Source organism: Mucilaginibacter aquariorum, assembly GCF_024498135.1.
Lineage (GTDB): Bacteria > Bacteroidota > Bacteroidia > Sphingobacteriales > Sphingobacteriaceae > Mucilaginibacter > Mucilaginibacter aquariorum.
In genome coordinates, this window is the sequence record NZ_JANHOH010000004.1 from 56476 (window position 1) to 79387 (window position 22912).

The 22912-nt window shown below is 41.0% G+C and carries 23 protein-coding genes; 8 read left to right on the forward strand and 15 right to left on the reverse strand.

Going from position 1 to position 22912, the window contains the following annotated elements; all coding sequences use genetic code 11:
• The first annotated feature begins 33 nt into the window (after nucleotides 1-33).
• Nucleotides 34-3780, forward strand: a complete 3747-nt coding sequence (locus tag NPE20_RS16800; protein WP_256539843.1) for an ATP-binding protein — start codon at nucleotides 34-36, stop codon at nucleotides 3778-3780.
• Nucleotides 3781-3930: 150 nt separating this feature from the next.
• Here NPE20_RS16800 and NPE20_RS16805 read toward each other — a convergent pair whose 3' ends face one another.
• Nucleotides 3931-4857 (reverse strand): DUF8428 domain-containing protein, encoded by a 927-nt coding sequence (locus NPE20_RS16805; RefSeq protein ID WP_256539844.1) that lies wholly within the window; start codon nucleotides 4855-4857, stop codon nucleotides 3931-3933.
• A gap of 257 nt (nucleotides 4858-5114) precedes the next feature.
• On the opposite strand from NPE20_RS16805, the gene NPE20_RS16810 reads away from it, so the two are divergent.
• Nucleotides 5115-6668, forward strand: coding sequence for a glycoside hydrolase family 10-like protein (locus tag NPE20_RS16810; RefSeq protein WP_256539845.1), 1554 nt, complete (start codon nucleotides 5115-5117; stop codon nucleotides 6666-6668).
• 6 nt (nucleotides 6669-6674) lie between these two features.
• On the opposite strand, the gene NPE20_RS16815 is transcribed toward NPE20_RS16810, so the two are convergent.
• From NPE20_RS16815 to NPE20_RS16865, 11 genes are all read right to left on the reverse strand, one after another.
• Complete coding sequence (locus tag NPE20_RS16815; RefSeq protein WP_256539846.1) at nucleotides 6675-7466, reverse strand: DUF1835 domain-containing protein; 792 nt, start codon at nucleotides 7464-7466, stop codon at nucleotides 6675-6677.
• Nucleotides 7467-7542: 76 nt separating this feature from the next.
• Entirely contained in the window at nucleotides 7543-7761 is a 219-nt protein-coding gene (locus NPE20_RS16820) for a zinc ribbon domain-containing protein YjdM (protein ID WP_290427212.1), read from the reverse strand.
• A gap of 23 nt (nucleotides 7762-7784) precedes the next feature.
• Nucleotides 7785-8381, reverse strand: a complete 597-nt coding sequence (locus tag NPE20_RS16825; protein ID WP_256539847.1) for a DUF6624 domain-containing protein — start codon at nucleotides 8379-8381, stop codon at nucleotides 7785-7787.
• 305 nt (nucleotides 8382-8686) lie between these two features.
• Nucleotides 8687-9670: a pyruvate dehydrogenase complex E1 component subunit beta gene (locus tag NPE20_RS16830; protein WP_256539848.1), complete on the reverse strand. Its 984-nt coding sequence runs from the start codon at nucleotides 9668-9670 to the stop codon at nucleotides 8687-8689.
• 98 nt (nucleotides 9671-9768) lie between these two features.
• Nucleotides 9769-10473: a peptidoglycan DD-metalloendopeptidase family protein gene (locus NPE20_RS16835; protein WP_256539849.1), complete on the reverse strand. Its 705-nt coding sequence runs from the start codon at nucleotides 10471-10473 to the stop codon at nucleotides 9769-9771.
• 6 nt (nucleotides 10474-10479) lie between these two features.
• The gene (gene rbfA / locus NPE20_RS16840; RefSeq protein WP_256539850.1) at nucleotides 10480-10857 is read right to left on the reverse strand and encodes a 30S ribosome-binding factor RbfA; all 378 of its coding nucleotides are present in this window, start codon (nucleotides 10855-10857) and stop codon (nucleotides 10480-10482) included.
• A 193-nt stretch (nucleotides 10858-11050) separates the two neighbouring features.
• A complete protein-coding gene (locus NPE20_RS16845; protein ID WP_256539851.1) occupies nucleotides 11051-12277 on the reverse strand; it encodes an FtsX-like permease family protein in 1227 nt (408 codons plus the stop codon).
• 21 nt (nucleotides 12278-12298) lie between these two features.
• Entirely contained in the window at nucleotides 12299-12934 is a 636-nt protein-coding gene (locus tag NPE20_RS16850) for an MBL fold metallo-hydrolase (RefSeq protein ID WP_256539852.1), read from the reverse strand.
• Nucleotides 12935-13086: 152 nt separating this feature from the next.
• Nucleotides 13087-13686 carry a gliding motility lipoprotein GldD gene (gene gldD / locus NPE20_RS16855; protein WP_256539853.1) on the reverse strand — a complete coding sequence of 200 codons (600 nt, stop codon included), beginning with the start codon at nucleotides 13684-13686 and terminating at the stop codon, nucleotides 13087-13089.
• Nucleotides 13659-14459 carry a shikimate dehydrogenase family protein gene (locus NPE20_RS16860; RefSeq protein WP_256539854.1) on the reverse strand — a complete coding sequence of 267 codons (801 nt, stop codon included), beginning with the start codon at nucleotides 14457-14459 and terminating at the stop codon, nucleotides 13659-13661. The genes gldD and NPE20_RS16860 overlap by 28 nt, the downstream gene beginning before the upstream one ends.
• A gap of 162 nt (nucleotides 14460-14621) precedes the next feature.
• Nucleotides 14622-15269, reverse strand: coding sequence for a class I SAM-dependent methyltransferase (locus NPE20_RS16865; protein WP_256539855.1), 648 nt, complete (start codon nucleotides 15267-15269; stop codon nucleotides 14622-14624).
• A 177-nt stretch (nucleotides 15270-15446) separates the two neighbouring features.
• Here NPE20_RS16865 and NPE20_RS16870 point away from each other — a divergent pair, with 177 nt between their 5' ends.
• Genes NPE20_RS16870 through NPE20_RS16880 form a run of 3 tightly spaced genes read left to right on the forward strand, consistent with a single transcriptional unit; the run spans nucleotide 15447 to nucleotide 18416 of the window.
• The gene (locus tag NPE20_RS16870; RefSeq protein WP_256539856.1) at nucleotides 15447-16652 is read left to right on the forward strand and encodes a glycosyltransferase; all 1206 of its coding nucleotides are present in this window, start codon (nucleotides 15447-15449) and stop codon (nucleotides 16650-16652) included.
• Nucleotides 16653-16702: 50 nt separating this feature from the next.
• Nucleotides 16703-17923 (forward strand): sensor histidine kinase, encoded by a 1221-nt coding sequence (locus NPE20_RS16875; protein ID WP_256539857.1) that lies wholly within the window; start codon nucleotides 16703-16705, stop codon nucleotides 17921-17923.
• Nucleotides 17901-18416 (forward strand): DinB family protein, encoded by a 516-nt coding sequence (locus NPE20_RS16880; protein WP_256539858.1) that lies wholly within the window; start codon nucleotides 17901-17903, stop codon nucleotides 18414-18416. Before NPE20_RS16875 ends, NPE20_RS16880 begins: the two co-directional genes overlap by 23 nt.
• A gap of 46 nt (nucleotides 18417-18462) precedes the next feature.
• On the opposite strand, the gene NPE20_RS16885 is transcribed toward NPE20_RS16880, so the two are convergent.
• Nucleotides 18463-18834 carry a DUF6249 domain-containing protein gene (locus NPE20_RS16885; protein WP_256539859.1) on the reverse strand — a complete coding sequence of 124 codons (372 nt, stop codon included), beginning with the start codon at nucleotides 18832-18834 and terminating at the stop codon, nucleotides 18463-18465.
• Nucleotides 18835-19107: 273 nt separating this feature from the next.
• Between NPE20_RS16885 and NPE20_RS16890 the strand changes: the two genes are divergently transcribed.
• The 3 genes from NPE20_RS16890 to NPE20_RS16900 all read left to right on the forward strand — a co-directional run bounded on the left by NPE20_RS16890 (nucleotide 19108) and on the right by NPE20_RS16900 (nucleotide 21374).
• A complete protein-coding gene (locus tag NPE20_RS16890; RefSeq protein ID WP_256539860.1) occupies nucleotides 19108-19689 on the forward strand; it encodes an RNA polymerase sigma factor in 582 nt (193 codons plus the stop codon).
• Entirely contained in the window at nucleotides 19686-20189 is a 504-nt protein-coding gene (locus NPE20_RS16895; RefSeq protein ID WP_256539861.1) for an anti-sigma factor, read from the forward strand. The genes NPE20_RS16890 and NPE20_RS16895 overlap by 4 nt, the downstream gene beginning before the upstream one ends.
• Before the next feature lie 330 nt (nucleotides 20190-20519).
• Complete coding sequence (locus tag NPE20_RS16900) at nucleotides 20520-21374, forward strand: DUF2911 domain-containing protein (protein ID WP_256539862.1); 855 nt, start codon at nucleotides 20520-20522, stop codon at nucleotides 21372-21374.
• A gap of 42 nt (nucleotides 21375-21416) precedes the next feature.
• Here NPE20_RS16900 and NPE20_RS16905 read toward each other — a convergent pair whose 3' ends face one another.
• Both NPE20_RS16905 and NPE20_RS16910 read right to left on the reverse strand, forming a co-directional pair.
• Nucleotides 21417-22358, reverse strand: coding sequence for a cation diffusion facilitator family transporter (locus NPE20_RS16905; RefSeq protein ID WP_256539863.1), 942 nt, complete (start codon nucleotides 22356-22358; stop codon nucleotides 21417-21419).
• A gap of 142 nt (nucleotides 22359-22500) precedes the next feature.
• Nucleotides 22501-22881 (reverse strand): VOC family protein, encoded by a 381-nt coding sequence (locus NPE20_RS16910; RefSeq protein WP_256539864.1) that lies wholly within the window; start codon nucleotides 22879-22881, stop codon nucleotides 22501-22503.
• Between the last annotated feature and the right edge of the window lie 31 nt (nucleotides 22882-22912).

Sequence of the window (22912 nt, forward strand, 5' to 3'; positions counted from 1 at the left end):
TTACTTTTATCATGATTTAGTAGATTTAACAAATTGAGCACAGCCGGAAAAATACGTGTATTACTGGTTCTATTATTTGCCAGTTTGTTATTTACAGCAATTGTTGTTGAAAGTACGTACACGCCTGCAAATAACTTAATCCAAACGGCAAAGTTGTTAGAGAACAACCTGCATGCTAAGGAGGCAAATGTTTATAGTGCCATTAACAACAAACAGGTTTTTAATGAAATAAAGCAACTGCGCAATACACCTGCCAAAGGCTTGGCTTATATAGACGAGTACACTACAAAAAATGGTATTTGGATACTTGTTTATAAAAACGGTGTACTTGACTTTTGGACCGGTGTAAGGGTCATACCCCAGAATGCTGCTAAATTAAAAGAAGGTTGCTCTTTTATAAAGCAAACTAATGGGTATTACGAAACCATCAAAAAAACTGAGGGAAACATTTCGGTCGTATTTTTTATCCCGGTAAAAACTAATTATCCATTTACAAATGACTATCTGGAAAATGTATTCGCCAAAGATCTTACTATTGACGATAACATAGCCATAGCTGACTTTACTGATAAGAATGTTTACGCGGTGCACGACGTTAATAACGTGTATTTGTTTTCTTTAAAGCTGGTAAAAGGGGTTAATCACCGCTTTTTTTATTTTGTTATTGGTTTTTGGCTTTTAGCGATCTTCACCCTTTTCCTGCTTATAAATAATGTAGCCCTTTATTTGGCCCGCAAAAATTACACGTGGGGGGCATTACTGTTTTTGGCAGGATTTATTGTGATTTTTAGGTTCATAAATTTACATTACGGGTGGCCCTATTTTACACACGACCTTTCGCTGTTTAGTCCCCAGTTATATGCGTCGTCTTCACTATTTCGCTCACTAGGCGATTTTTGCATAAATATATTGGTCATATGTTGGTTTGTTGTTTTTGCCTATGCACATCGTAATAAGCTCATTAAAAATGTACCGGGAAAAATAGTAAGTTATTTAATTTTTGCGGGCTGTTTACTCCTGCTTATTATCACGTCAACCAGCCTGCTAAGGGTTTTTTATGGCCTGGTAATTAACTCTAAGATCAGCTTTGATGTAAACAATGTGCTTAACCTTTCGGGTTTTAGTTTACTTGGTGTGCTAATGCTTTGCTTTAGCTTCATGATGTTTTTTTTACTTAACGAAGTAATACTCACCATTTGCTTTAAGCTTGATATCCCTATAGTACAGCAGGCACTGTTGTTTGTTTTAAGTATAATAACAGCTACATGCGTAGTAACATACTATTGGGAATTTAGCTTATTTTATCTGCTTTGGATGGTGCTGGTTATTATAAGGGGCTATGCCTTTTTATATAACGATAGAAAATTTACAGCCACTTCCTATATTGCTATAGTATTTATCTGCGCCATTATAGCATCTATTAAACTCAACCATTTTGAGGCAATAAAAGAGCAGGAGTTAAGAAAGGTTTTGATACAACGGCTGGAAGTTCCGGATGATGCCACTGCTGATGTGATATTTAAAAGAATAGAGAAGCAGATCATTGTTGACCCGCTGTTGGTAGCGTATTATAAGAATACCGATCATACTGCTGATTATCTGGAAACACGTTTACAAAAGCTTTATTTTGACAGATATTTATCGAAATATGAGTTTCAGGTACATGAGTATAATACGTTAGATCAACCCATATCTGTCGACAAGAATTATACACTTGATGTTTTTAAAGACATGGTGGTGTATAGCTCATATAAGGTATCAGATTATTTTTACCGCCAAAACGAATCATTTGGCTTTCAAAGTTACTTTGCCATACTGCCTGTAATGGATGGTGCAAAAAAGTTAGGCACCATAGTTATTGAACTAAAATCTAAACCATTGCTTGCCGCTGGGACTTTTCCTGATCTGTTAGTTGATAAGGAAGTAAAAGGAAGCACCGAAGAGTTTAAAAATTATTCTTTCGCTTTTTATACAGATAACACACTTATAGGCCAAAGCGGTACGTATGTTTATAGTATTAGAAACAGCGAGTTTAAAGGAGAACTTAAAAAATATACAGTTCAAACCACAGAAGGCCCAAAGCAGGGCTTTGCCGCTAAATTTACAACATACAGCCATTTACTATATAAGCCATCCAAGCGTAATCTGATCGTTGTAAGTCAGGAAAACAATGTATTGTTATCAAATGTTACAGCACTAACCTTCTTTTTTGTTGTACTGTTGGCATTTAGCGCCATAATACTATTAATACGGACGATATGGATCCGCGTAAAAATATTTAACGTAAGCAACAATCGTATCAAATGGAGTTTTAAAATAAGTTTTGATAGGATACTATATAAAACACGCATCCAGTTTTCAATGATATTCGCGGTTGTTATAACCCTTATATTGGTTGGGATAATCACATTTGTATCTATAAGTACCCAATACCAGGTACATCAGGATAAGCTTATCCGATCAAAAATAATGCAGATAGCCATTGCTTTTGAAGCAGGCCCAATCAATAATTATATAAAAAATATTACCGAGGATAGTAAAATAAGCTTTGATGAATTGGCCAATACCTATTCGGCCGATCTTACCTTGTATAACCTTAATGGCAATGTATTGATCTCTACCCAACCTAAAATTTACGATTATGGCCTGCTTTGCCGGCAAATGAATAGTAAGGCGTTTATTTGGTTAGATGGCATGCAAAAGTCTGAAGTGGTGAATGAGGAAAAGATAGGTTTGTTAACCTATAAAGCAGCCTATACGCCTATTAGAAATGTAAAGCACGAAACTATTGCCTACCTGCAGCTGCCTTATTTTGCTAATGCTGCCGATTATACCGAGCGCATAGGCTCGTTATTAAATATTATGATAAATGTTTACGCGCTGGTATTTATAGCTATTGGCTTGTTTGCAGTGATCATAGCCCGCCAAATAACCGCCCCCCTTAATTTTATACAGTATAACTTAAGTAAAACCATATATGGTAAAAAGAACGAGCCTATTAAATGGGAGCGTAACGACGAAATAGGCGCACTGGTAAAAGAATATAATAATATGATAGCAGCGCTGGAGAACAGTGCCCAAAAGCTCGCCCAGTCTGAACGTGAGACCGCATGGCGAGAAATGGCTAAGCAGGTAGCGCATGAAATTAAAAACCCGCTAACCCCATTAAAATTGGGTTTACAGCTACTTGACAAGTCGTGGAAAGATAAGGATCCCAAATTCGACCAAAAGTTTGAGCGGTTTAGTAAATCATTTGTTGAGCAGATAGAAAGCCTTTCGTCTATTGCATCGGAGTTTTCGGCTTTTGCCAAAATGCCGGATACCCGTATAGAGCGGATGGATATTTTTGAAGTGCTTGGCCAGGCGGTTACCATTTTTAAACAAATGGATAATGTAACCATTACTTTTAAATCACCCGCAAACCCATTCTTTGTAAGTGCCGACCGCGACCAACTACTAAGATGTTTTAACAACTTGCTTAAAAACGCTATAGAGGCTACCCCGCCTGATAAAGGTTGTATAATAGATATTGATTATCTGATCACTACCAGGAGCATCCTGCTTACCATTAAAGATAACGGCAACGGTATCCCCGAAGGGATGCGCGAAAAAATATTTGAGCCAAACTTCACCACAAAAAGCTCGGGCACGGGTTTGGGGCTGGCCTTCGTTAAAAACTCTATTGAAAACGCCAATGGCAAGGTATGGTTTGAAACTACTATTGGCGTAGGTACTATTTTCTATTTAAGCTTTCCTGCTGATAACACAGAAACAATGTAAGGTACAGATATGGCACTTTTATCAACCCGTCATTGCTTCATACCTCGCAATTGACGCACGGAGAGAGGAGCCACGGTAACACTAAATAATAAGCTAACAAAAAGCCCCGGTTGTAAAACAACCGGGGCTTTCATATATCCTGATGACTTTTTATTTGAGCGTTATGCTTGTTTTGCCCATTGTAAAACCATCGGCGTATAAAAGTACAGTATAGGTGCCTTTTTGGAATGGCGAAGGGTTTACCCAGTCAATAGTATAACCGCTGCCATCGTCCCTAAAATCAATTGATGTTTTGTAGGTGTACTGCAGGTCCTGGCTATCAGCGTTAAATGTGCCCGAATCTGTTTGTGTTATTAGGTTACCAGTTGGGTCAATAATGCGTACATATATATCATGCAGGCCTTTTTCGGCAACCGCATTACTTGCGACAGTAAAGTTTATCTTAATTTTTTGAGCCTGTTTAGCCTTGGTTACGTCGCTTTCTTTACCGCTGTTTTTTACTTTATAGGCAACCACATCAGCACTGCCCACTTTAATAGCCGAAGCAACTTTAACTTTAGTATCCAGCTCCTGGTTCTTTTGTTCAAGGTCGGTAGCTTTTTGGCTAACGGTGGCCAAATTGGTTTTTAAAGTGTCACGCTCAGTGGCAAGCGTAGTATTTTGTTTTTTGAGTTCCTCAATATCGGCGGTATATTTGGTTACAAAGTACCGTAGTTGTTTAATATCTTCCTGTGCTTTAGTTAGTTCGGCAACAGTTAGTTTTCCTTTAGCTAGCTCGCTTCTTAACACCCGTATTTTTAAGCGTAACGAATCGTTTTTAGCTTGCATTGCTACAGACATTTTTGCTCTGCCTGCATTAACCTGCTCTATTTGCGCTTCAAGGCTATCCAGTTCGGTTTGTAGCCGTGTTTTTTCATCGTTCTGGTAAACTACCTTTATATCAGACTTGTTCTTTTGTGTGTACAGATAAACATCGGTACCTAATAATGCAACCACAACAGCAATCAAAAAGTAAATTACGTTCGAATTTTTTTTAGGTGCTTGTCCTGGTTGATTCTCCACTGGTTGGTATTCCATAGTAAATAGTTAAAGGTTACGATAATTTAACAGGCCGATAACCTGCAAATGGTATCTTTCTTTGTAATATCTAAATAAATATAAGTAAATAACTAACATAACGAAAGTTAAACGACCTTGTTTGCACTTATATAACGCGGGCTAAAATAAATACAATATGATTAAAACACAAAATAGGCGTAATTATTATACTAATACTAAAACAGCTTAGTTATGAGTTTATATCTTTGAGGCTTTAAAAATAAAATATCCGCTTAATGCAATTATTAAAATATCTGTTTACTACTATTTTCTTTTCAATAATATATTCCCTTTCAATAGCGCAAACAGTTACACCAGAAGAGGTTATCAAACCCGAACCTAAACGGGAGTTTCGCGGGGTATGGATAGCAACAGTAGTAAACCTCGACTGGCCAACCAATGCAAAGGCATCGGCCGAAAGCCAGAAGAAAGACCTAACTGACCAGTTAAATTTTCATCAACAAACGGGTATTAACGCGGTGATGTTCCAGGTTAGGCCTGCTGCCGATGCATTTTATGCCAAAAGCCGCGAACCCTGGTCAAAGTACCTAACCGGCAAACAAGGGCAAGCCCCGGATTACGACCCGTTAGAGTTTGCAACTACCGAAGCTCATAAACGCGGTATGGAGCTGCATGCCTGGTTCAACCCCTACCGTGCTACTTTTGATAATAAGTTTTCTACCCTTGCGCCAAACCACATTACCCGCACCAAACCCGAATGGTTCTTTGTTTATGAGGGGATAAAGTTATTCAACCCTGGTTTGCCGGAAGTGCGCGAATACATTGTGCAGGTGATACTGGATGTGGTAAAAAATTATGATGTAGACGGCATTCATATGGATGATTACTTTTATCCATATCCGGTTAGAGGGCAAGTAATAAATGATGCTGAAACTTTTGCCCAATACGGAGGGGACTTTGATAATATTAAAGATTGGCGACGCGATAACGTTGATAAACTGGTACACATGCTTGCCGATAGTATCCACAAATATAAGCCGCACATGAAGTTTGGGATTAGTCCGTTTGGGATATGGGCCAATAAAAGCCAACACCCTGATGGTTCTGAAACCAATGGTGGATCGTCATACATCGAAAATTTTGCCGATACCCGCAAATGGATGCAAGAAGGATGGATAGATTATATAAACCCGCAAATATACTGGCAAATTGGTAACCGGGTTGCCGCATTTGATACCTTGCTTAACTGGTGGAGTAATAACACTTACAACCGGCATTTATACATTGGCCAGGGCCCATACCGCTTTTACGAACAGCGGAGCCCTTCATTTAAAAATCCATCAGAAATACCAAACCAGATACGCCTGATACGGGCTAACCCGCGTGCACAGGGCAGCGTTTATTTCAGGTCGCAATCTTTAATGGCAAATGCTAATCATTTGGCAGATACCCTAAAAAAGGACTTTTACAGATACCCGGCGTTGCCACCGCCAATGATTTGGCTGGACTCTATCCCGCCTAACGCGCCGCAAAATTTTGTAGCCCGGGCCGAAAACAGGGGTGTGATGTTGAAATGGCAAGCCCCTTTACCCGCAAGTGATAGCGAAGATGTTTATGGGTATGTGATATACCGTTTCCAGGAAAGTGAAAAGTTTGATCTGGGCGATCCTAAGAATATACTGCATATACAATACGATACTACTGCCTTTTATATGGATAGCAATGTAAAGCCGGGGCAAACCTATTTTTATGTGGTAACCGCGCTGGATAGATTAAAGAACGAGAGCGACCGAACGCCAACCATGGCGGCAACATTGCCATTACCGTAGCATGTGTTATAAATTGATAAGGTTGCGCGTGTTAAGGTGATCAAGGTAAATATCTAACTCTGTATCGCCCATGCCATATATTTTTTCATCGGACCAAAAGGCGGTATAGATCTCGGGTCTGCTATGTGCGCCGTTATTATAAATGCCGAGAAGCTTTTGGTGTATGTAGTTTAAGCCGTCAGTGTCCACCTGCAGGCGCTTTAAATGTGCTTCCATTGCGGGCTTAAGGCGGGTCATATTAGCCCAAAAATGCGTCTCGTTTAACCATTGCTGGATACGTTCTGCGTTGCAGCGAATGTATAGGTCCCAAGCTTCGGTAGCCAGTTCAAAATCATATTCGCCCAACTGTACCCTAATGTTGTCATACAGGTATTCCAGTTGTTCGCCATTCAATTCGCCCATCCCGCGAAAATCACTTACGCCGGGATAATCTGCAGGGCATATTAAATAAATCGCCGGGCCCGATAGGTTGGTTTTCTGGGAAAACAGCATCATAACACCAAGTAGGTTTACCTGGCAATGCAAGTCAAATTCAAACCATAGGTTAATTTCGTCATACGGCTGACTAAATTTTTCCAATTGCGCCACCATACTATCTTGATAGCGTTCGGGCGTTTCGTTAAAAGTTTTGGTGATCCAGGCAGCGCGTTCCTGCCAGAAAGCGGCTGATTCTATGTTTTCAGATACCGGGCCTTCAGATAAAACCTCACGCCAAACTATTATATCGCCACCAATGTTTGCTTGCTCAAAGCTGTTTAAAGTAGCATCGCCATTAAGTACGTGGAGTATCGCGCTCATATAATTTGTTTTTGTACAAAACGCTGGTTAGCGGCTAAAGTGTGCCAATTTAAAATTAAGACGATTCTAAGACAAATTATCTCTTTTTCAGGAAAGCGGTTTTCAGTACAATGCTCATACCGTCAATCTTACAATCAACTTCCTCGTCATCGTCGGTTAAACGGATCTTTTTTACAAGCGTGCCTTGCTTTAGAGTTACACCGCCGCCTTTTACTTTTAAGCTTTTTATCAGTGTTACGCTATCGCCATCGTTAAGGATATTACCGTTGCTGTCTTTTACGTTTGATTCTGCCATAGGCGCAAAGCTACACAGATAAATTAATTACCGGTGTTTATTTCCTTTATATACTGTTTTAACGATATCATGCCCATTGCCTTTCTGCGCGCTTCCACCTCTGTTGGGTTAATGATGGGTAAAGGTGCCCATTTTTTAGTTTTTGGGTTGAGGATACCTTGCGTGCCGTATAATTGTTTCTGCCCAAGATTGGTTAATACACGGTCTTTCAGGTATGCATAATCCTCGCCTGATGCATTCTTTCGGTCTACTTCCTTTTTCATCAGTAATAACACCTTTTGCTGAAAAGGGATGTCGTCATCGCAATGCTGTACTATTGCCCAAAACTTACTGCTGCCACTCTCGCCAACTAACGAATAACCAGGGTATCCATACTTAGTCAGGATGTTTTTGGCCTCGTCCTGGTTAAGTTTATCGGCTATGGCCCAGTTTTTATCAACGGTTGCCCGATCATAATCGGATTTTTGATTGTTATAAAGTTTAGCAGATTCTATGCGCCATTTTTGATCTTCTTTAAACATAGCACCCAGCTTTTTGTAAAGTGCCGAATCTATTTTTGACTGACCGAAAACGATAACCGAGCAGCTGAGTAACAGCAATATTAAGGACGCCTTTTTCATAACTAAATATTTAGGTAAAGATAGGACTTGCATTGATAAATCAAAAAAATTACTACATCGGCCGTCTCCTGGCGAGTATTACGAGGCCTCTTGGCCGCAGTTTTATTGTGGCTGACCAGCCAAGTCATCAAACCACGTCATTGCGAGGTACGAAGCAATCTCTTTAGGACAGTTGTACACCTTGCATGAAGGATTTGCTTAAAGAGATTGCTTCGTACCTCGCAATGACGCGCGGGAGAGTACGAGTTAAAACAAAAAAGCCTCCTGATTATCAGGAGGCTTTACAGTATCTAAGGTTACTAAAATTACTTAGTAACGTACATTACTTCTTTAACTGCTTTAATTACCCTTTCCGGGTTTGGCAGGTACTCTTGTATTAAAGTTGGTGCATATGGCAACGGAACATCGCCACCCATAATACGCAGGATAGGAGCATCCAGGTAATCAAACGCGTCTTTTTGTACTTTAAACGCAATTTCGGTAGCTATTGAACCTAAAGGCCAGCTTTCTTCAACAATTACCAAACGGTTTGTTTTTTTAACAGAGTTGATAACGGTATCATAATCAATAGGGCGAACGGTACGTAAGTCGATAACTTCTGCGTGGATACCTTCTTTTTCAAGTTCGGCAGCAGCAGCGTTAACCACTTTCATTATTTTACCAAAACCAACTAAAGTTACATCGCTGCCTTCTTTAGTTACGTTTGCTTTACCTATTTCAATATAGTATGTTTCTTCTGGCACTTCGCCTTTATCGCCATACATTAATTCAGATTCCATGAAGATAACCGGATCCGGGTCAAGTATAGCTGATTTTAATAAGCCTTTAGCATCATAAGGGTTTGATGGAACAATTACCTTTAAGCCCGGGCAGTTTGCATACCAGTTTTCGAAACATTGGCTGTGCTGTGAGCTTAGCATACCCGCGTTACCCGTTGGGCCGCGGAAAACAATCGGCACAGAAAACTGGCCACCACTCATTGACATGATCTTGGCAGCGCCGTTAATGATCTGGTCAATAGCAACCAACGAAAAATTGAAGGTCATGAACTCAATAATAGGTTTTAAACCATTCATGGCCGAACCTATACCGATACCCGCAAAGCCCAATTCAGAGATAGGCGTATCAATTACACGTTTCGCACTGAATTCATCAAGCATACCCTGGCTTACTTTATAAGCACCGTTATATTCGGCAACTTCTTCACCCATTAGGTATATGTTTTCATCCTTGCGCATTTCTTCCTGCATGGCTTCTCTTAGCGCTTCCCTGAATTGTATTTCTCTCATTATGTTATTAAAATGAAGTTTTTTACGACCGCAAATATAATCACTAATGTGTAAAATGCAATTGGCTGCAGATATAATAAAGTGGTTACAAACAAGCCTTACCTTTGGCTGGTATCAGCGAATTGTAAAATCAACTCCGGATCGGGAATGTTTTGCAGATGTTGCTGTTTTTGAGAGTAACGGCCAACGCCCGGATAATCGCCTTTGGCATCGCCAATATCCAGCATTAATTGAAAATGCAGGTGCGGGGGCCAGTGTCCGTTCTGGGTTGAGTTGCCTAACGTGGCTATTTGTTGATTTGGGCTGATAGATTGCCCGGCTTCTAAACCCACAAGGCTTTCGCGGCTCAAATGCCCGTATAAACTGTATAGAATAAGTCCATCTAAATTATGTTGCAGGATAATGGTTGGGCCGTAATCGCCAAAGTTATCATTATCGGCAAAGCTGTGAACGGTTCCTTGTAGCGGAGCATAAATGGGTATGCCTGCATCTCCCCATATATCCACGCCCAAATGCAGGCGGCGGGGTTCATCTTCGGTATCAAATAAAGCGCTTCGGGTATAAATAGTACGATGTTCCATATACCCGCCAATGCCATAGCGGCAGTTATTATCAGCCAGTTTTTTATCTATCCAATTGCTGAATGCTTCGGTATCGGCAACAAGCTCTGGGGTTAGCTCCGTATTGGCAGCAGTAAGATCGAGCGGATATAGCCTGTCGCTTTTAGCATTAAAGTCCACCACTTTGCCTATAGCACCGGGGTGGACTTTAATATAAGCTGCTAATTTTTCGGTAGCAAGCATGTTGTTTTAGTTCTCTTCGGTATCGGGCTGGCGTGGCTCGTTACTTATCTTGTCGAATATTTTGTCCATACGCTCTACGTATTCGCTGGTATCATCAACAAAAAACTCCAGTTGAGGGACGATCCTTACCTGGTCCTTAATGCGTGCGCCAAGTTTGTAACGTATTTCTGATGCGTGCAGCTTTATAGATTGTAATGCCGTTTGGTTATCGGTATTGTTAAAAAAGCTGAGAAACACACGGGCTATAGCCAGATCAGGCGTAACACGCACTTTAGTTATAGTAACCAATGTATGCGGAAGATAGTTCATCCCCTCGCGTTGAAATATTGCAGCCAGGTCCTGCTGTATTACCCCGGCAAATTTTTGCTGACGTTTAGATTCCATAGTATTTAGTAACGCTGCTTAGGCGAATGAGTTTGAATTATTATTTGCGAAGGTAATGGTTAAAGCTAATGAATTGAAAATGCCTTGCAAAATTGTATTTGTAAAAAAAAGCCTCACCCCGGCCCTCTCCAAAGGAGAGGGGGATAAAAAAGTTTTAAAGTCTTCTCCTTTGGAGAGGATTTAGGTGAGGCCCCTACAGGTCCTGCTTTATCTCGTCCAGCCGTTTAACACTTAGGTTGGAGCTTATACCCGATGCAATAATCGCAATAACTATTACCGTTATAAACACCAGCCCTATATCGCTTAATTTAAATGCAACCGGGTAAGCATCTAATACCGATATGGCAGAGCCCATTTTTATAAAGCCAAACTGTTTTTGTACTAAACATACTATCAAACCTAATATCAAACCGCCTACGCAACCTATAATAGATATCATCATCCCTTCAAAAAAGAAGATACCTTGTATCAATTTCTTGTTGGCGCCCAGGCTGGTTAAAATGGCAATATCCTTACGCTTATCAATTACCAGCATGGTTAACGAACCAATAATGTTAAAAATTGCGATGATGAGCACAAACGTGAGGATCATAAATATTGACCACCGCTCGTAATTGATAGTTTTATAAAGCTCGGTGTTTTGTTCCTTGCGGTTTTTAACGGTATAGTACTTGCCAATTTTTCCCTCTATAGTTTCTTGTATCTGGTTAAGGTCTGTGCCTTTTTTATAATTTATTTCTATTGATGATACCTGGTTAGGCTCATCGAGCAGGTCGCGGGTAAACTCTATTGGGGTGATAATTAGGTCATCAAAATCTTGTTGTATACCAAATACCCCCGATGGTTGTATCGATCTGAAAACAAAATCGTTCATGGGGTTGGTTGAGTTGCCTGCTGAACGCTTTGGCGAAAATATTTGCAGTGAAACAAACTGATTTTTTAAACTCACGCCCAGATTGCCCTGTACCGTAGAGCCAATTACAGCAAAATTGCGCCCCTCATCTTTCAAGGTAAACGATCCAAACTGGATGGTGCTGTCTAATTTACGGCCTTTTAAAAAATCGGCGCTAACACCCTTAACGGTGCCAATAAATTGCCTGTCGGCGTATTTTATCAAAGCTTTTTCCTGCAACACCTGGGTGTACGATACCACTCTAACATCACGGCCCAAGCCATTGAAATATGGGGTGTTAGGGTCGAACGTTTTACCTAAACGCGGCTCAATTTTAAGTTCGGGTGTAAAGTTGCTATATAACGACAGGATAACCTGCTCCAGGCCATTAAATACCGAAAGGATAATAATTAACGCCGCGCTGCCAACCAGCACGCCCAATATGGATATGCCCGATATGATGTTGATGGCGTGGGTCTGTTTTTTTGAGAACAGGTACCTTTTAGCTATAAAAATGGAGGTATTCAAATGTTATATGTTAGCCTGTAATTATAAATATGGATTAGTTTGTTTCTCGTATCCAATGGTTGTTTCGGGCCCGTGGCCGGGATAAACGGTACAATCATCAGGCAGCACGAACAGTTTTTCCTCAATGTTTTTAATAAGCAGGCTGTAATTACCACCTGGTAAATCGGTACGGCCAATGCTGTTCCTGAATAATACATCACCACCTATCAGGATGTTTGCCGCTTTATCATAAAAACACAAATGCGCTGGCGAATGGCCGGGCGCAAAAATCAGTTCTAACTCTGTATTGCCAAATTTGATGGTGCCTGTTTCGGGTAAAAACTCATCAGGCATTGGCGAAAGCTCATACCTGATGCCCATTGCGGGGGCATAAGCAACAACGGCTGCCAGGGTGTCCGATTCGCCTATATGGAATTTAGGTTTTAAGTTATACTGATCAAAAACGAATTTATTGCCCAACACATGATCTATATGGCAATGGGTGTTTAGCAGCAAAACCGGTTTTAAGTTATTCTCTTTTATAAAATTGGTTACCGCGTTTTGCTCAGGTGCGGTGTACATACCCGGGTCAATTATCGCGCATTCGCCGGTTTCATCAAATAATAGGTAGGTATTCTCCTGGTAGGGGTTATTTACAAAGGATTGAACATTAGCCATGGTGCAAAAGTAGCTTATTAGCAGGGTATAGCCAATAAACAATTATGTCATTTCGAAACGATAGTGAGAAATCTTTTACAATAGGCTGGTAGGCTATATGCAAAGTGGATAAGATTTCTCCTCGCTACGCTCGTTCGAAATGACAGGGTGGGTTACTTCCACTTAAACGTTTTTATCATCACATCCACATCCTTCTTAATAAAATTAAGCACCGGCTGGATGGAATCAAGGCGTGGTTCGGAGTTAAAGTACAGCGCGCCGCGCAGGTAATGGCGGGTGCTATCCGTTAAAAAGAATTGTGCCGATGATGCGGCATTGCCGTCAATGGTATAATAAATGCCGTAAACCTTACGATCAGGATATTGAATTATACCTTCATCTATCGAGGTTGCTTTTACCGTATGCTTAAAGCTCAGCTTATGCGCGTCCTCTACCAATTCGTTAAATTCTTTTTTAGATTTAACCGGTTCGTAGCTTAAATGCAGGGTGGCATTAAACTGCGGGAACTGTATATTTTGCCAGCAAGGTTTTGCATTGGCAGATCTGTCCGGCTCTATTTTGCCATACTTTGGATATTCAAACGTAAACGGGCAGCCCTCGTTATATTGCTGATACTCTTTGGCCGGGAAAACAATGCGATAATACCCCCTTGGTTTAGGCGAAAAATCGGCATTGCCCCCGCAAGCGGCAGTAAACAATACAACTATTATCAGTGCAAAATATCTCACGGGTGTTTTTCTTTTGAGCTCCATATCTCCCAGGCCTTTTCTGCCTGCAATACTAACATTTCATATCCGTTTTTTGTAGCGGCCCCTTGTTCGGCGCCTTTTTTAAGGAACAGGGTTTGCTCGGGGTTGTAGATCAAATCGAACAAAAGGTGCTCGTCTGTTATAGCTTCGTAAGGTATCGGCGGGCAATCGTCTACGTTCGGGTGGGTGCCCACAGGCGTAGTATTAATGATCAGTTTATTCTCTTTAATATCCTTAACAGTTAAATCGCTAAACAGGATATTGCCCGGGAATGGTTTACGGGTTACACATTTATAGGTAATGCCCTTATTATCCAGCACGCATTTAACAGCCCTTGCCGCCCCGCCATCGCCTAATATAAGCGCGGTATCGTGTTTGTTGGTTAGTAGCGGACTAATCGACATATCAAACCCATATATATCCGTATTATATCCTTCCAGCCGAAAATCATGCCCCTGAATGCCAACTTCGCCAGAGAATGCTGCCAGCACCGGACTTTCTGATGTAATGCGGATACAGTTAACCGCACCGGCAGTTTTTGCATCATGCTCTATCCAATCCAGGTGTTTTAAAACGGATACTTTATGCGGGATGGTTACGTTAAGGCCACACAAATGTGGGTTTTCGTGCAGTAGCGTTGGCAGATCGTTTATGTTTTCCAGCGGATACAGGTCGTAAACGCAATCGGTGATTTTTTCTGTTATGAATTTCTCGGTAAAGTATTTTTTAGAGAACGAATGCGAAAGCGGGAACCCGATAAGGCCATAATGTTTCATTGCCGGCAAATTTTATGAGCTGTAATATTAGTAACAAAGCCCCAGCATTTATAATTTATTATTGTTTTACCCATGCCTTTTATGGGTATAGCAAAAGGCTATCAAGGTTTATGAGTGATGCAAAGAAGCCGCCAGGGAATTTCTGACGGCTTCTTATATAAATTACTTTATCGCTTCAAATTTTACAACCAGTTCCCAGCGCTTGGGGTTTTCAACCAGTTTAAACATCGGGTCGGCAGAATCATTGAACTCGCACCTGCGGATGTTGGTAAAGCCGGCATCCCGCAATTCTTTTTCTGTAGATTCCCAGTCCCAAAGCCAAAGGTGTTCCAGGTAGCCAAATAGGTGTTTGGTTACTGCTTTAAAGCTGCGTGGCCTAACCTCAACACCCATCATCATCCTTTTTATAAGTGTGATGGATGCCTCCGGGTCGTGCTTTACATCTTTATCGGTAATATAATCGCGTACCAGTACCTCCAGATCGGGCATAATTATTCTGAAGATGCCCCCGGGTTTTAGCATTTTGTAAGTATTACGCAAGGCTATCCTAAAATGTTCAAGCGACATATGCTCTAAAACGTGTGAGCAATAAACCCCATCAGCTGTATTGTCTTTTATCCCCGGTAGCCCTTTTGTAATATCACCATACTGCACATTTTTATCAAAAACCTGCCCCAGGCTTTTCTTAAGCAGGAAACCTAAAACGGGGGTGTTTTGTATAACAAGGGTAGGCGATACATCAAAATTGGTCCATTCTTCGGGGGCTGTTTGGCCACAGCCATAATGAACATAAAGTTTCTTATCAGACATTTATACAGGATTTTAATTAAAAATGCAGTGTTTACGCCATTTTAAAGGTAAATTATTTTTGATGAATATTAAAGAACGTAAAACTTATAGATCAAACCAAATAGCTCTTTTAAAGGCATGGAATTTTAATACCAACGTGTTTTATTATTAGTTTAGCAAATAAATAAAGTTTTCGGCATGTTAAACAACCGTAATATATTATGCATAAGCGGCACCGAGTGGAACGGCAATTATATTAAGGCTGTTGTTGAGCTGATGAAGGTTTTATCTGCCAAAAATAAAGTGCTGTTTGTTGAAAATGCCTACACCTATAAAGATGCCCTTGCCGGTGTAAGCAATAAGGACAAAGTAGATTTTGCCCGGGCAGTTGGCTTAAAAGACCGCATAAAAACTATCCAGACGGATAAAGGGGGGGCGGTGCATATCCTTTTCCCTCCGTTGGTTTTCCCGGTTAACTTTTTGCCCAACGGCGCCCTTTATAACAGCCTGCTTAAGTTTAATGCCTGGCTGCTGCGCCGAAGTGTAAAAAAGGCGTTGAAAAGGCTGGATATGCAAAGCGAACTGATCAACTTCACATCCTTCAATCCCGGTATGGGTTTAATGACAGGCCGTACGTTTAACGAAAAAACGTTGATATATCATTGTTATGATGAGATAAAAGGTGCGCCACTATGGTCAAGCAAACATGGCTTGCGACTGGAAGCAGGCTTTATGAAAATGGTCGATGCTGTTATTGTAACCTCCAAAGGATTGTACGATAGCAAGAAGGACTTTTGCAAGCAATGTTTTATTGTGAAAAATGCGGTGAAGGTAGACTTGTTTAAAAAAGGCTTTAGTAAAACACCAGATCATAGTAAAAAAGTAATAGGCTATGTGGGCACTATTGATGACCGGGGCGATTATGATATCTTGCAGCACTTATTTACCGCCATGCCCGATGCCGAATTTGTATTTGTTGGCCGCATATTAAGCGACCGTGGCGAGGCCATACTCAGAAAATATCCAAACGTGCGGGTTGAAGGGCCAAAAATGCCCGAACAGCTCCCGCCATATTTGCAAACATTTTCGGTTGGTATTATACCTTTTGTGAAGGATGATTTTACCAAAGGCATTTACCCCATGAAAATAAACGAGTACCTGGCTGCCGGTTTGCCCGTGGTAAGTACCGCCTTTGGTGACATTGCCGATTTTGCAAGCCTCATTAAAATAACCGACGATAAGGAGACGTTCCTGCAATACGTTCAGTCGGAAATTGCAGAGGATACGCCTGAAAAACGGGAAGCACGTTTAAAAACCGCCGAAAACAACACCTGGGACCAGCGCGTAGAGGAAATTTCGGCAGTAATTGAGCAGGTAGAAAAGGGTTTGAACAAATCTGCTTAGTTAGCCCGATTTCTGTACTGGAAAAAAATTCCGTTATTTGAGTATCTTTTATGAACCCGTATCAACAAAAACGACGCTGGAAATACTTTTTACTTGCCTTTGCCGTGGTTATTGCCAGCGGGTCGGTTTTTTACACCAGCTACCTGGTGCGAAACATTGCCAGGGCTGAACGTACACGCGCGCAGGTATGGGCCTTAAGTATGAAACAATTAGTTAATACTTATGATAACGATTTCCTCACCTATGTTTTTGCCGTAAGGGATAGCCTGGTAGTACCGGCTATTATTACAGATTCGAAAGGAGAAATTGTTAACTGGCGTGGACTGGACTCCACAAAAACCTATAACAAACTTGATAAGGCAGAGCTAAAGCAACGAAAATTGCAATACGACCCCGGATATTTTAAGGACGAGCTGGCCTACATGAAAAAGCAGCACCCGCCCATAAAGTTCACTATGCTAAACGAACCCCAGTTTGTTTATTATAAAGATTCGCCTTTGCTTACCCAGTTAAAGCTGTTCCCGTACATCCAGTTATCGGTTATCGCTATATTTTTAATGGTGGCTTACACGGCTTTTAGCTCATCGCGCAAATCAGAACAAAACCAGGTTTGGGTTGGGTTAGCTAAAGAAACGGCCCACCAGTTGGGTACGCCTATATCATCGTTAATGGCGTGGATAGAGCTGATGAAAGATAAGTTTAACGCCGAGGATGACCCGCTGATGGCCGAAATGGAGAACGATGTAAAGCGACTTGAAATAGTGGCTGATCGGTTCTCAAAAATAGGTTCGAAACCAAAGCTGGATGAGCACCCGGTTTACGAGGTGGTAAAAGAGTTTGTAGATTATTTTAAAGTAAGGGTAAGTAAGAAGATAAATTTTGAGCTAACAGGCAATCGACGTTTAACGGCAGGTTTAAATATCCCATTGTTTGATTGGGTGCTGGAAAACCTATTGAAGAATGCGGTTAATGCTATTGATGGCACAGGGAGCATTCATGTGCAGATCCATGGAAGTAAGCAAAAAAAACAGATCTTTATTGATATTACAGACACGGGTAAAGGCATTCCCCGTTCTAAGTTTGATACGGTGTTTCAGCCAGGCTATACTACCCGCCAGCGTGGGTGGGGGCTTGGATTATCACTAACTAAACGGATAATACATAATTATCACAACGGACAGATTTTTGTGAAGGATAGTGAACTGGGTAAGGGAACAACCTTCAGGATAGTATTAAAAACAATAAGATATGATAAACAGGCCAAACTCTGAGGAGTACGCACCCTATGCGGTGGTATATGTAAACGCGGTACCCAATGGCGCCGATGTATTACAGGTATTGGTAGATAACCAGGCAGCAACCTATAACCTGTTCCATAACATGACCGAAGAACAGGCGATGCATGCCTACGCTGATGGGAAATGGACGCTAAAAGAGGTGCTTGGACATATGATAGATACCGAAAGGGTGTTCTCTTTCCGTGCATTTGTTTTCTCCCGGGAAGATATCTCCCTGCCTGGCTTTGACCAGGAGACTTATGTGAACAGTACTGATTTTAACAGCCGTAGTATAAAAAGCCTTGCCGATGAGTTTAAAGCTGTACGCGAGGCCACGTTATATCTATACAGATCCTTCAGTGCAGAACAATTGGGCCGAAGTGGTGTGGCCAGCGGTGCCCTGGTTAAGGTAGGCGCATTGGTATACCTTACCGCCGGGCACGAAATTTATCACCTGAACATTATAAAAGAAAAATACCTCAAATAAAAAGGGAGCTGCAATTGCGGCTCCCTTTTTTACTAAGGCTAAATGCTTATTGATCTTTTCTGTTATCGCTATCGTAAAGTTCCTTCTTTTCTATGCGGTAAGAAAGCACCAGGCCGAGGCCGCCAAATATGGCTATCAATCCAAAGTAAATGGCTTCATTCTCATTTTCGGTGCTCATAAAAACGGTGCGGTCGAGTAAATAGGCTAAAAATAATCCCAGGCCTGCGCCAATAAGCAGCAATCCCCATTTAAGGTTTTGATAAGGTGCGGGTTGTGGCTTATAGCTTTGTGGGTTCATGCCCCGCTCTATCATCGCCATTTTTTCTCTTTTGTTTAAGTAAATGACCCCAAAGATCATTATGAAAAAGCCAAGGGAAATTACTATCCCTGCCAATATTCCTAAGTTACCGGTATCCATGATATTAAGTTTAAATTAGTTAATTTTTCTGTTTTCAAATCACCACTACGGTGTATTTGTAAGCTATGACCACAGGTTTTTTAACGAGGTTACACCCCCGGAGAAAAATATTTTAGAATTGAGATTTACGATTTTAGATGTATGGTCCTAATACTATAATGAAAGTAATTGCTTAAATTTATTCAGATAGAGAGGATCGTAGATCTTTATAACTAAAATCGTAAATTCCGTGTAACCTAATTTGCCGGCAGGTAGTCAGAGAGGTTGTATAATATGCAAAGCAAGCTTTCAGATATAGAATTAATTGAACAAACCCTTGGAGGTAACCAATCGGCCTATGCTGATCTGGTTAAGCGCCACCAGCGTTTTGTTTTTACTTTGGCTATGCGTTTTGCAAAGGGGCGGGAGGATGCCGAAGAGATTGCGCAGGATTGCTTTATAAAAGCGTATCGCTCGTTGTCAGCTTTTCAGCAGCAATCAAAATTCAGTACATGGCTGTACAGTATTGTTTACACTACGGCTATGACGTTTTTGAGAAAGAAACGAATTGATACATCTTCTATTGATGATGATGAAAGTTACATACAGATAGAGGGCAAATCCAGTGGCTATGATGAGTACAACGTAGAGAATAAATCGCGCTCATATTATTTAAACCAGGCAATAGAACAACTATTACCTGATGATGCCACTATTATAACCATGTTTTACAAAGGCGAACAATCCCTTGAAGAAATTGCGCAGGTAATGGGGATTGAAGCCAATACAGTTAAAGTAAAACTATTTAGGGCGCGCCAGCGTTTGAAAGAAAAGCTGGAGCGCAATTTAAAACACGAAGTTAAGGAGCTGATATGAACAGTATAGAAGAAAAACTTTGGGACTACATTGATGGAACCTGCCCGCCAGCCGAGCAGGAAGCCATTGCTACGCTCATTGAACAGGACGAAGTATACCGTAAAAAGTACAATGAACTGTTGCAGCTGAATATGGAATTCGCTTCAATGGAAGTGGAAGAGCCATCTATGGCGTTTACTTACAATGTAATGGAAACCATACGAACGGAGCATGCCAAACAACCACTAAAAGCCACTATTGATAAGCGTATTATTTTAGGGATCTCGGCATTTTTTGTACTAACATTAGCCGCATTGCTTATATATGCGTTAAGTATGGTAAACTGGTCTGCAGGGAGTGGTTTTAAAATGCCCGATCAGTTAAATTTAACCCAGTTAAAGGTTACACACATAAGCAGTTACTTTACAGGCCCGGTTGTAAAAGGGTTCCTGTTTTTTGATGTGGTGATGGGCTTGTTTTTACTGGATAATTACTTGCGCCGCAAAAGCGCTACCAGGTAATAAATGTCAGGTTTTGTGTATAGATTGTCTTAATCCCTATATACATTATAGGATATGTCAGGTATAGGAATCTATAAAATGTAGCTCATTACGTCATAACGACACATTTGCCACAAAGTTAACAATATGTTATTTTTTGGTATAGTATTTGTACTAAGACAAGCATACCGGCAATCTTGCCGGTTAATTGTGATAAGGTTTAGGTTGAAAGTCTCCCGACGCAAGGTTGGGAGGCTTTTATTTTTTTAAGGGTATTGCATCACCTCATTGTAATGCATATTTCACTAAAAATTCATCTTACAATCATTAACTTCGTGATAAATTATTAAGATGAAAAAAACCGTTATATATGTTTTTACCATGCTATTGGCATGTGTAACCCTAAGTACTTACGCGCAGGAACAGCCCCGCATCCCCGAAGCCAGTTCAACACAAACAATTATTCAGGATTTTGGATTAGGTAAGATCACCGTTACTTACTCGCGCCCAAATGTTAAGGGGCGTAAAATATTTGGTGGCATAAACCCTTACGGCCAGGTTTGGCGCACCGGCGCAAATGCCGCTACTACCATCACCTTTAGCGAAAATGTATTGGTAGAGGGTAATAAAGTGCCGGCAGGCACCTATTCATTATTCAGCATTCCCGAGCAAAACAGCTGGACCATCATCCTTAATAAAACCGCTAAACAATGGGGGGCATATAGCTATAAACAGGCAGATGACCTGGTACGCTTTACTGTGAAACCAATAACTGTTAAAGAAAAGCGCGAAACCTTTACCATGCAGTTTGCCAACTCTACCACTAAAACTACCGACCTTTATATTGTTTGGGACCATACCGCGGTGCCTATGCATTTGCAAACAGATGATGATGCGCAGATAACCGCCAACATTGAGAAACTAATGCAGGGTGATATTAAAAAACGCCCATACTTTAATGCGATACAGTATTATTACGAAAACGATAAAGACCTGAAAAAAGCGATGACCTGGGTTTTAGAAGCCGAAAAGCTTGAACCAAGCGCCCCATGGTATAAATTGTGGAAAGCACGTATTCAACTGAAAATGGGTAATAAAGCAGCTGCTATTACTACCGCACAGCAAGGTATAAAATTGGCCAAAGCAAGTGATGATGATGAATATGTGCGCCTTAATGAGGCGGTTATTGCACAAGCAAAAGACTAATTGTCAGCTTAATAGATATAGAGGAAGCCTTAAACCGAAAGTTTAAGGCTTTTTTATTTCAAATAAATTATTGGGCACTCGGGTATAGGTTTGGGGTTGCACAAAAACCAGTTTAATAAGCGGGAACATAGTTTTTATGGCCAGGCGAACCCTTTCTATCGATGCGGTGATATCTTCTGTATCTATATCCGGTTCAAACTCTACTATCAGCATCAATATCACATCATCTGGTGCCTGGTAGGTAGATAATACATTTACCACACGAATAACAGCCGGGTCTTTTTCTACAAGCAAACGTATCCTATGCTGGGTTTGGGGGGCAATACCTTCGCCCATTAAAAGGCTGCGGCTTTCTCTTGCCAAAATGGCAGATACAAAAACCAGCAGCAACCCTACCAGTACCGACGCCACACCATCCAAATAATGCATATCGTAATTATGGCCTATCAGCATAAAAATAAATACAATGGTAAGCCCAAGCACGGCCGCGCCATCTTCAAACAAAACCAAAAAGCTGGATGGGTCTTTACTTTTTACAATAGCGGCCCACCATGTTTGGCCGTTGCGTAGTTTATCAAAAGCTTTAATAGCGATAATAAGAGATGTTCCCTCAAATATGGCCGACATAGCCAAAACCATATAATTCCAGAATGGAGAGATAACCGGTTCGGGCTTAATAATGTGTATGATACCCTGATAGATAGAGATACCACCACCTAAACCAAAAATAAGGATAGATACAATGAACGACCAAAAGTAAAGCTCTTTGCCATACCCAAACGGCCTTGTACTATCCGGCGGCTTGTGACTGCGTTTTAAGCCGTATAACAACAATACCTGGTTAACGGTATCCACCATTGAATGGATGCCTTCGGATATCATTGACGAGCTATTGGTGAAGCCCCCGGCAATAAATTTAGTCACAGCAATAAGCAGGTTAGCCGCCAGCGCGCTATAAATAGAGGCATTGTTTTTAGCTTTCATACGTAATAGTACTAATGCTAAAAAAGAAGATGTGTTTGTTTTGCCCGGAATTAATTAGTGGCTTTTAACTTAATATAGCGATCGGTTTGAAACCCATCGCTATATTAAATAGGTGAATTATGGTCTACTCTGTTACGTTGTCCTATTCATCTTTTGGTTCCCAAAGCTCAATAATGTTCCCTTCCGGATCAAGTACATGTACAAATTTTCCGTAGTCATATTCCGCTATCTCATCAACAATGGTCACGTTGTCCTTTTTTAGTTCTTCAAGCAGCGCAACCAGGTTTTCTACCCGGTAATTGATCATAAATGGCTTGGCCGATGGATTGAAATATTTAGTATCCTGCGGAAACGTGCACCAAGCTGTAGTGCCTGTTTTCGACGGGTCATCGGCCTGCCGCCAATCAAACGTTGCTCCGTATTCGCTGGTAGCCAACCCAAGGTTTTTGGCGTACCATTCGTTCATCGTTTTCGGATTATCGCATTTAAAAAATACACCGCCAAGGCCCGTTACTTTTTTCATATTAAATGTGTTGACTATTAAAATTGATATA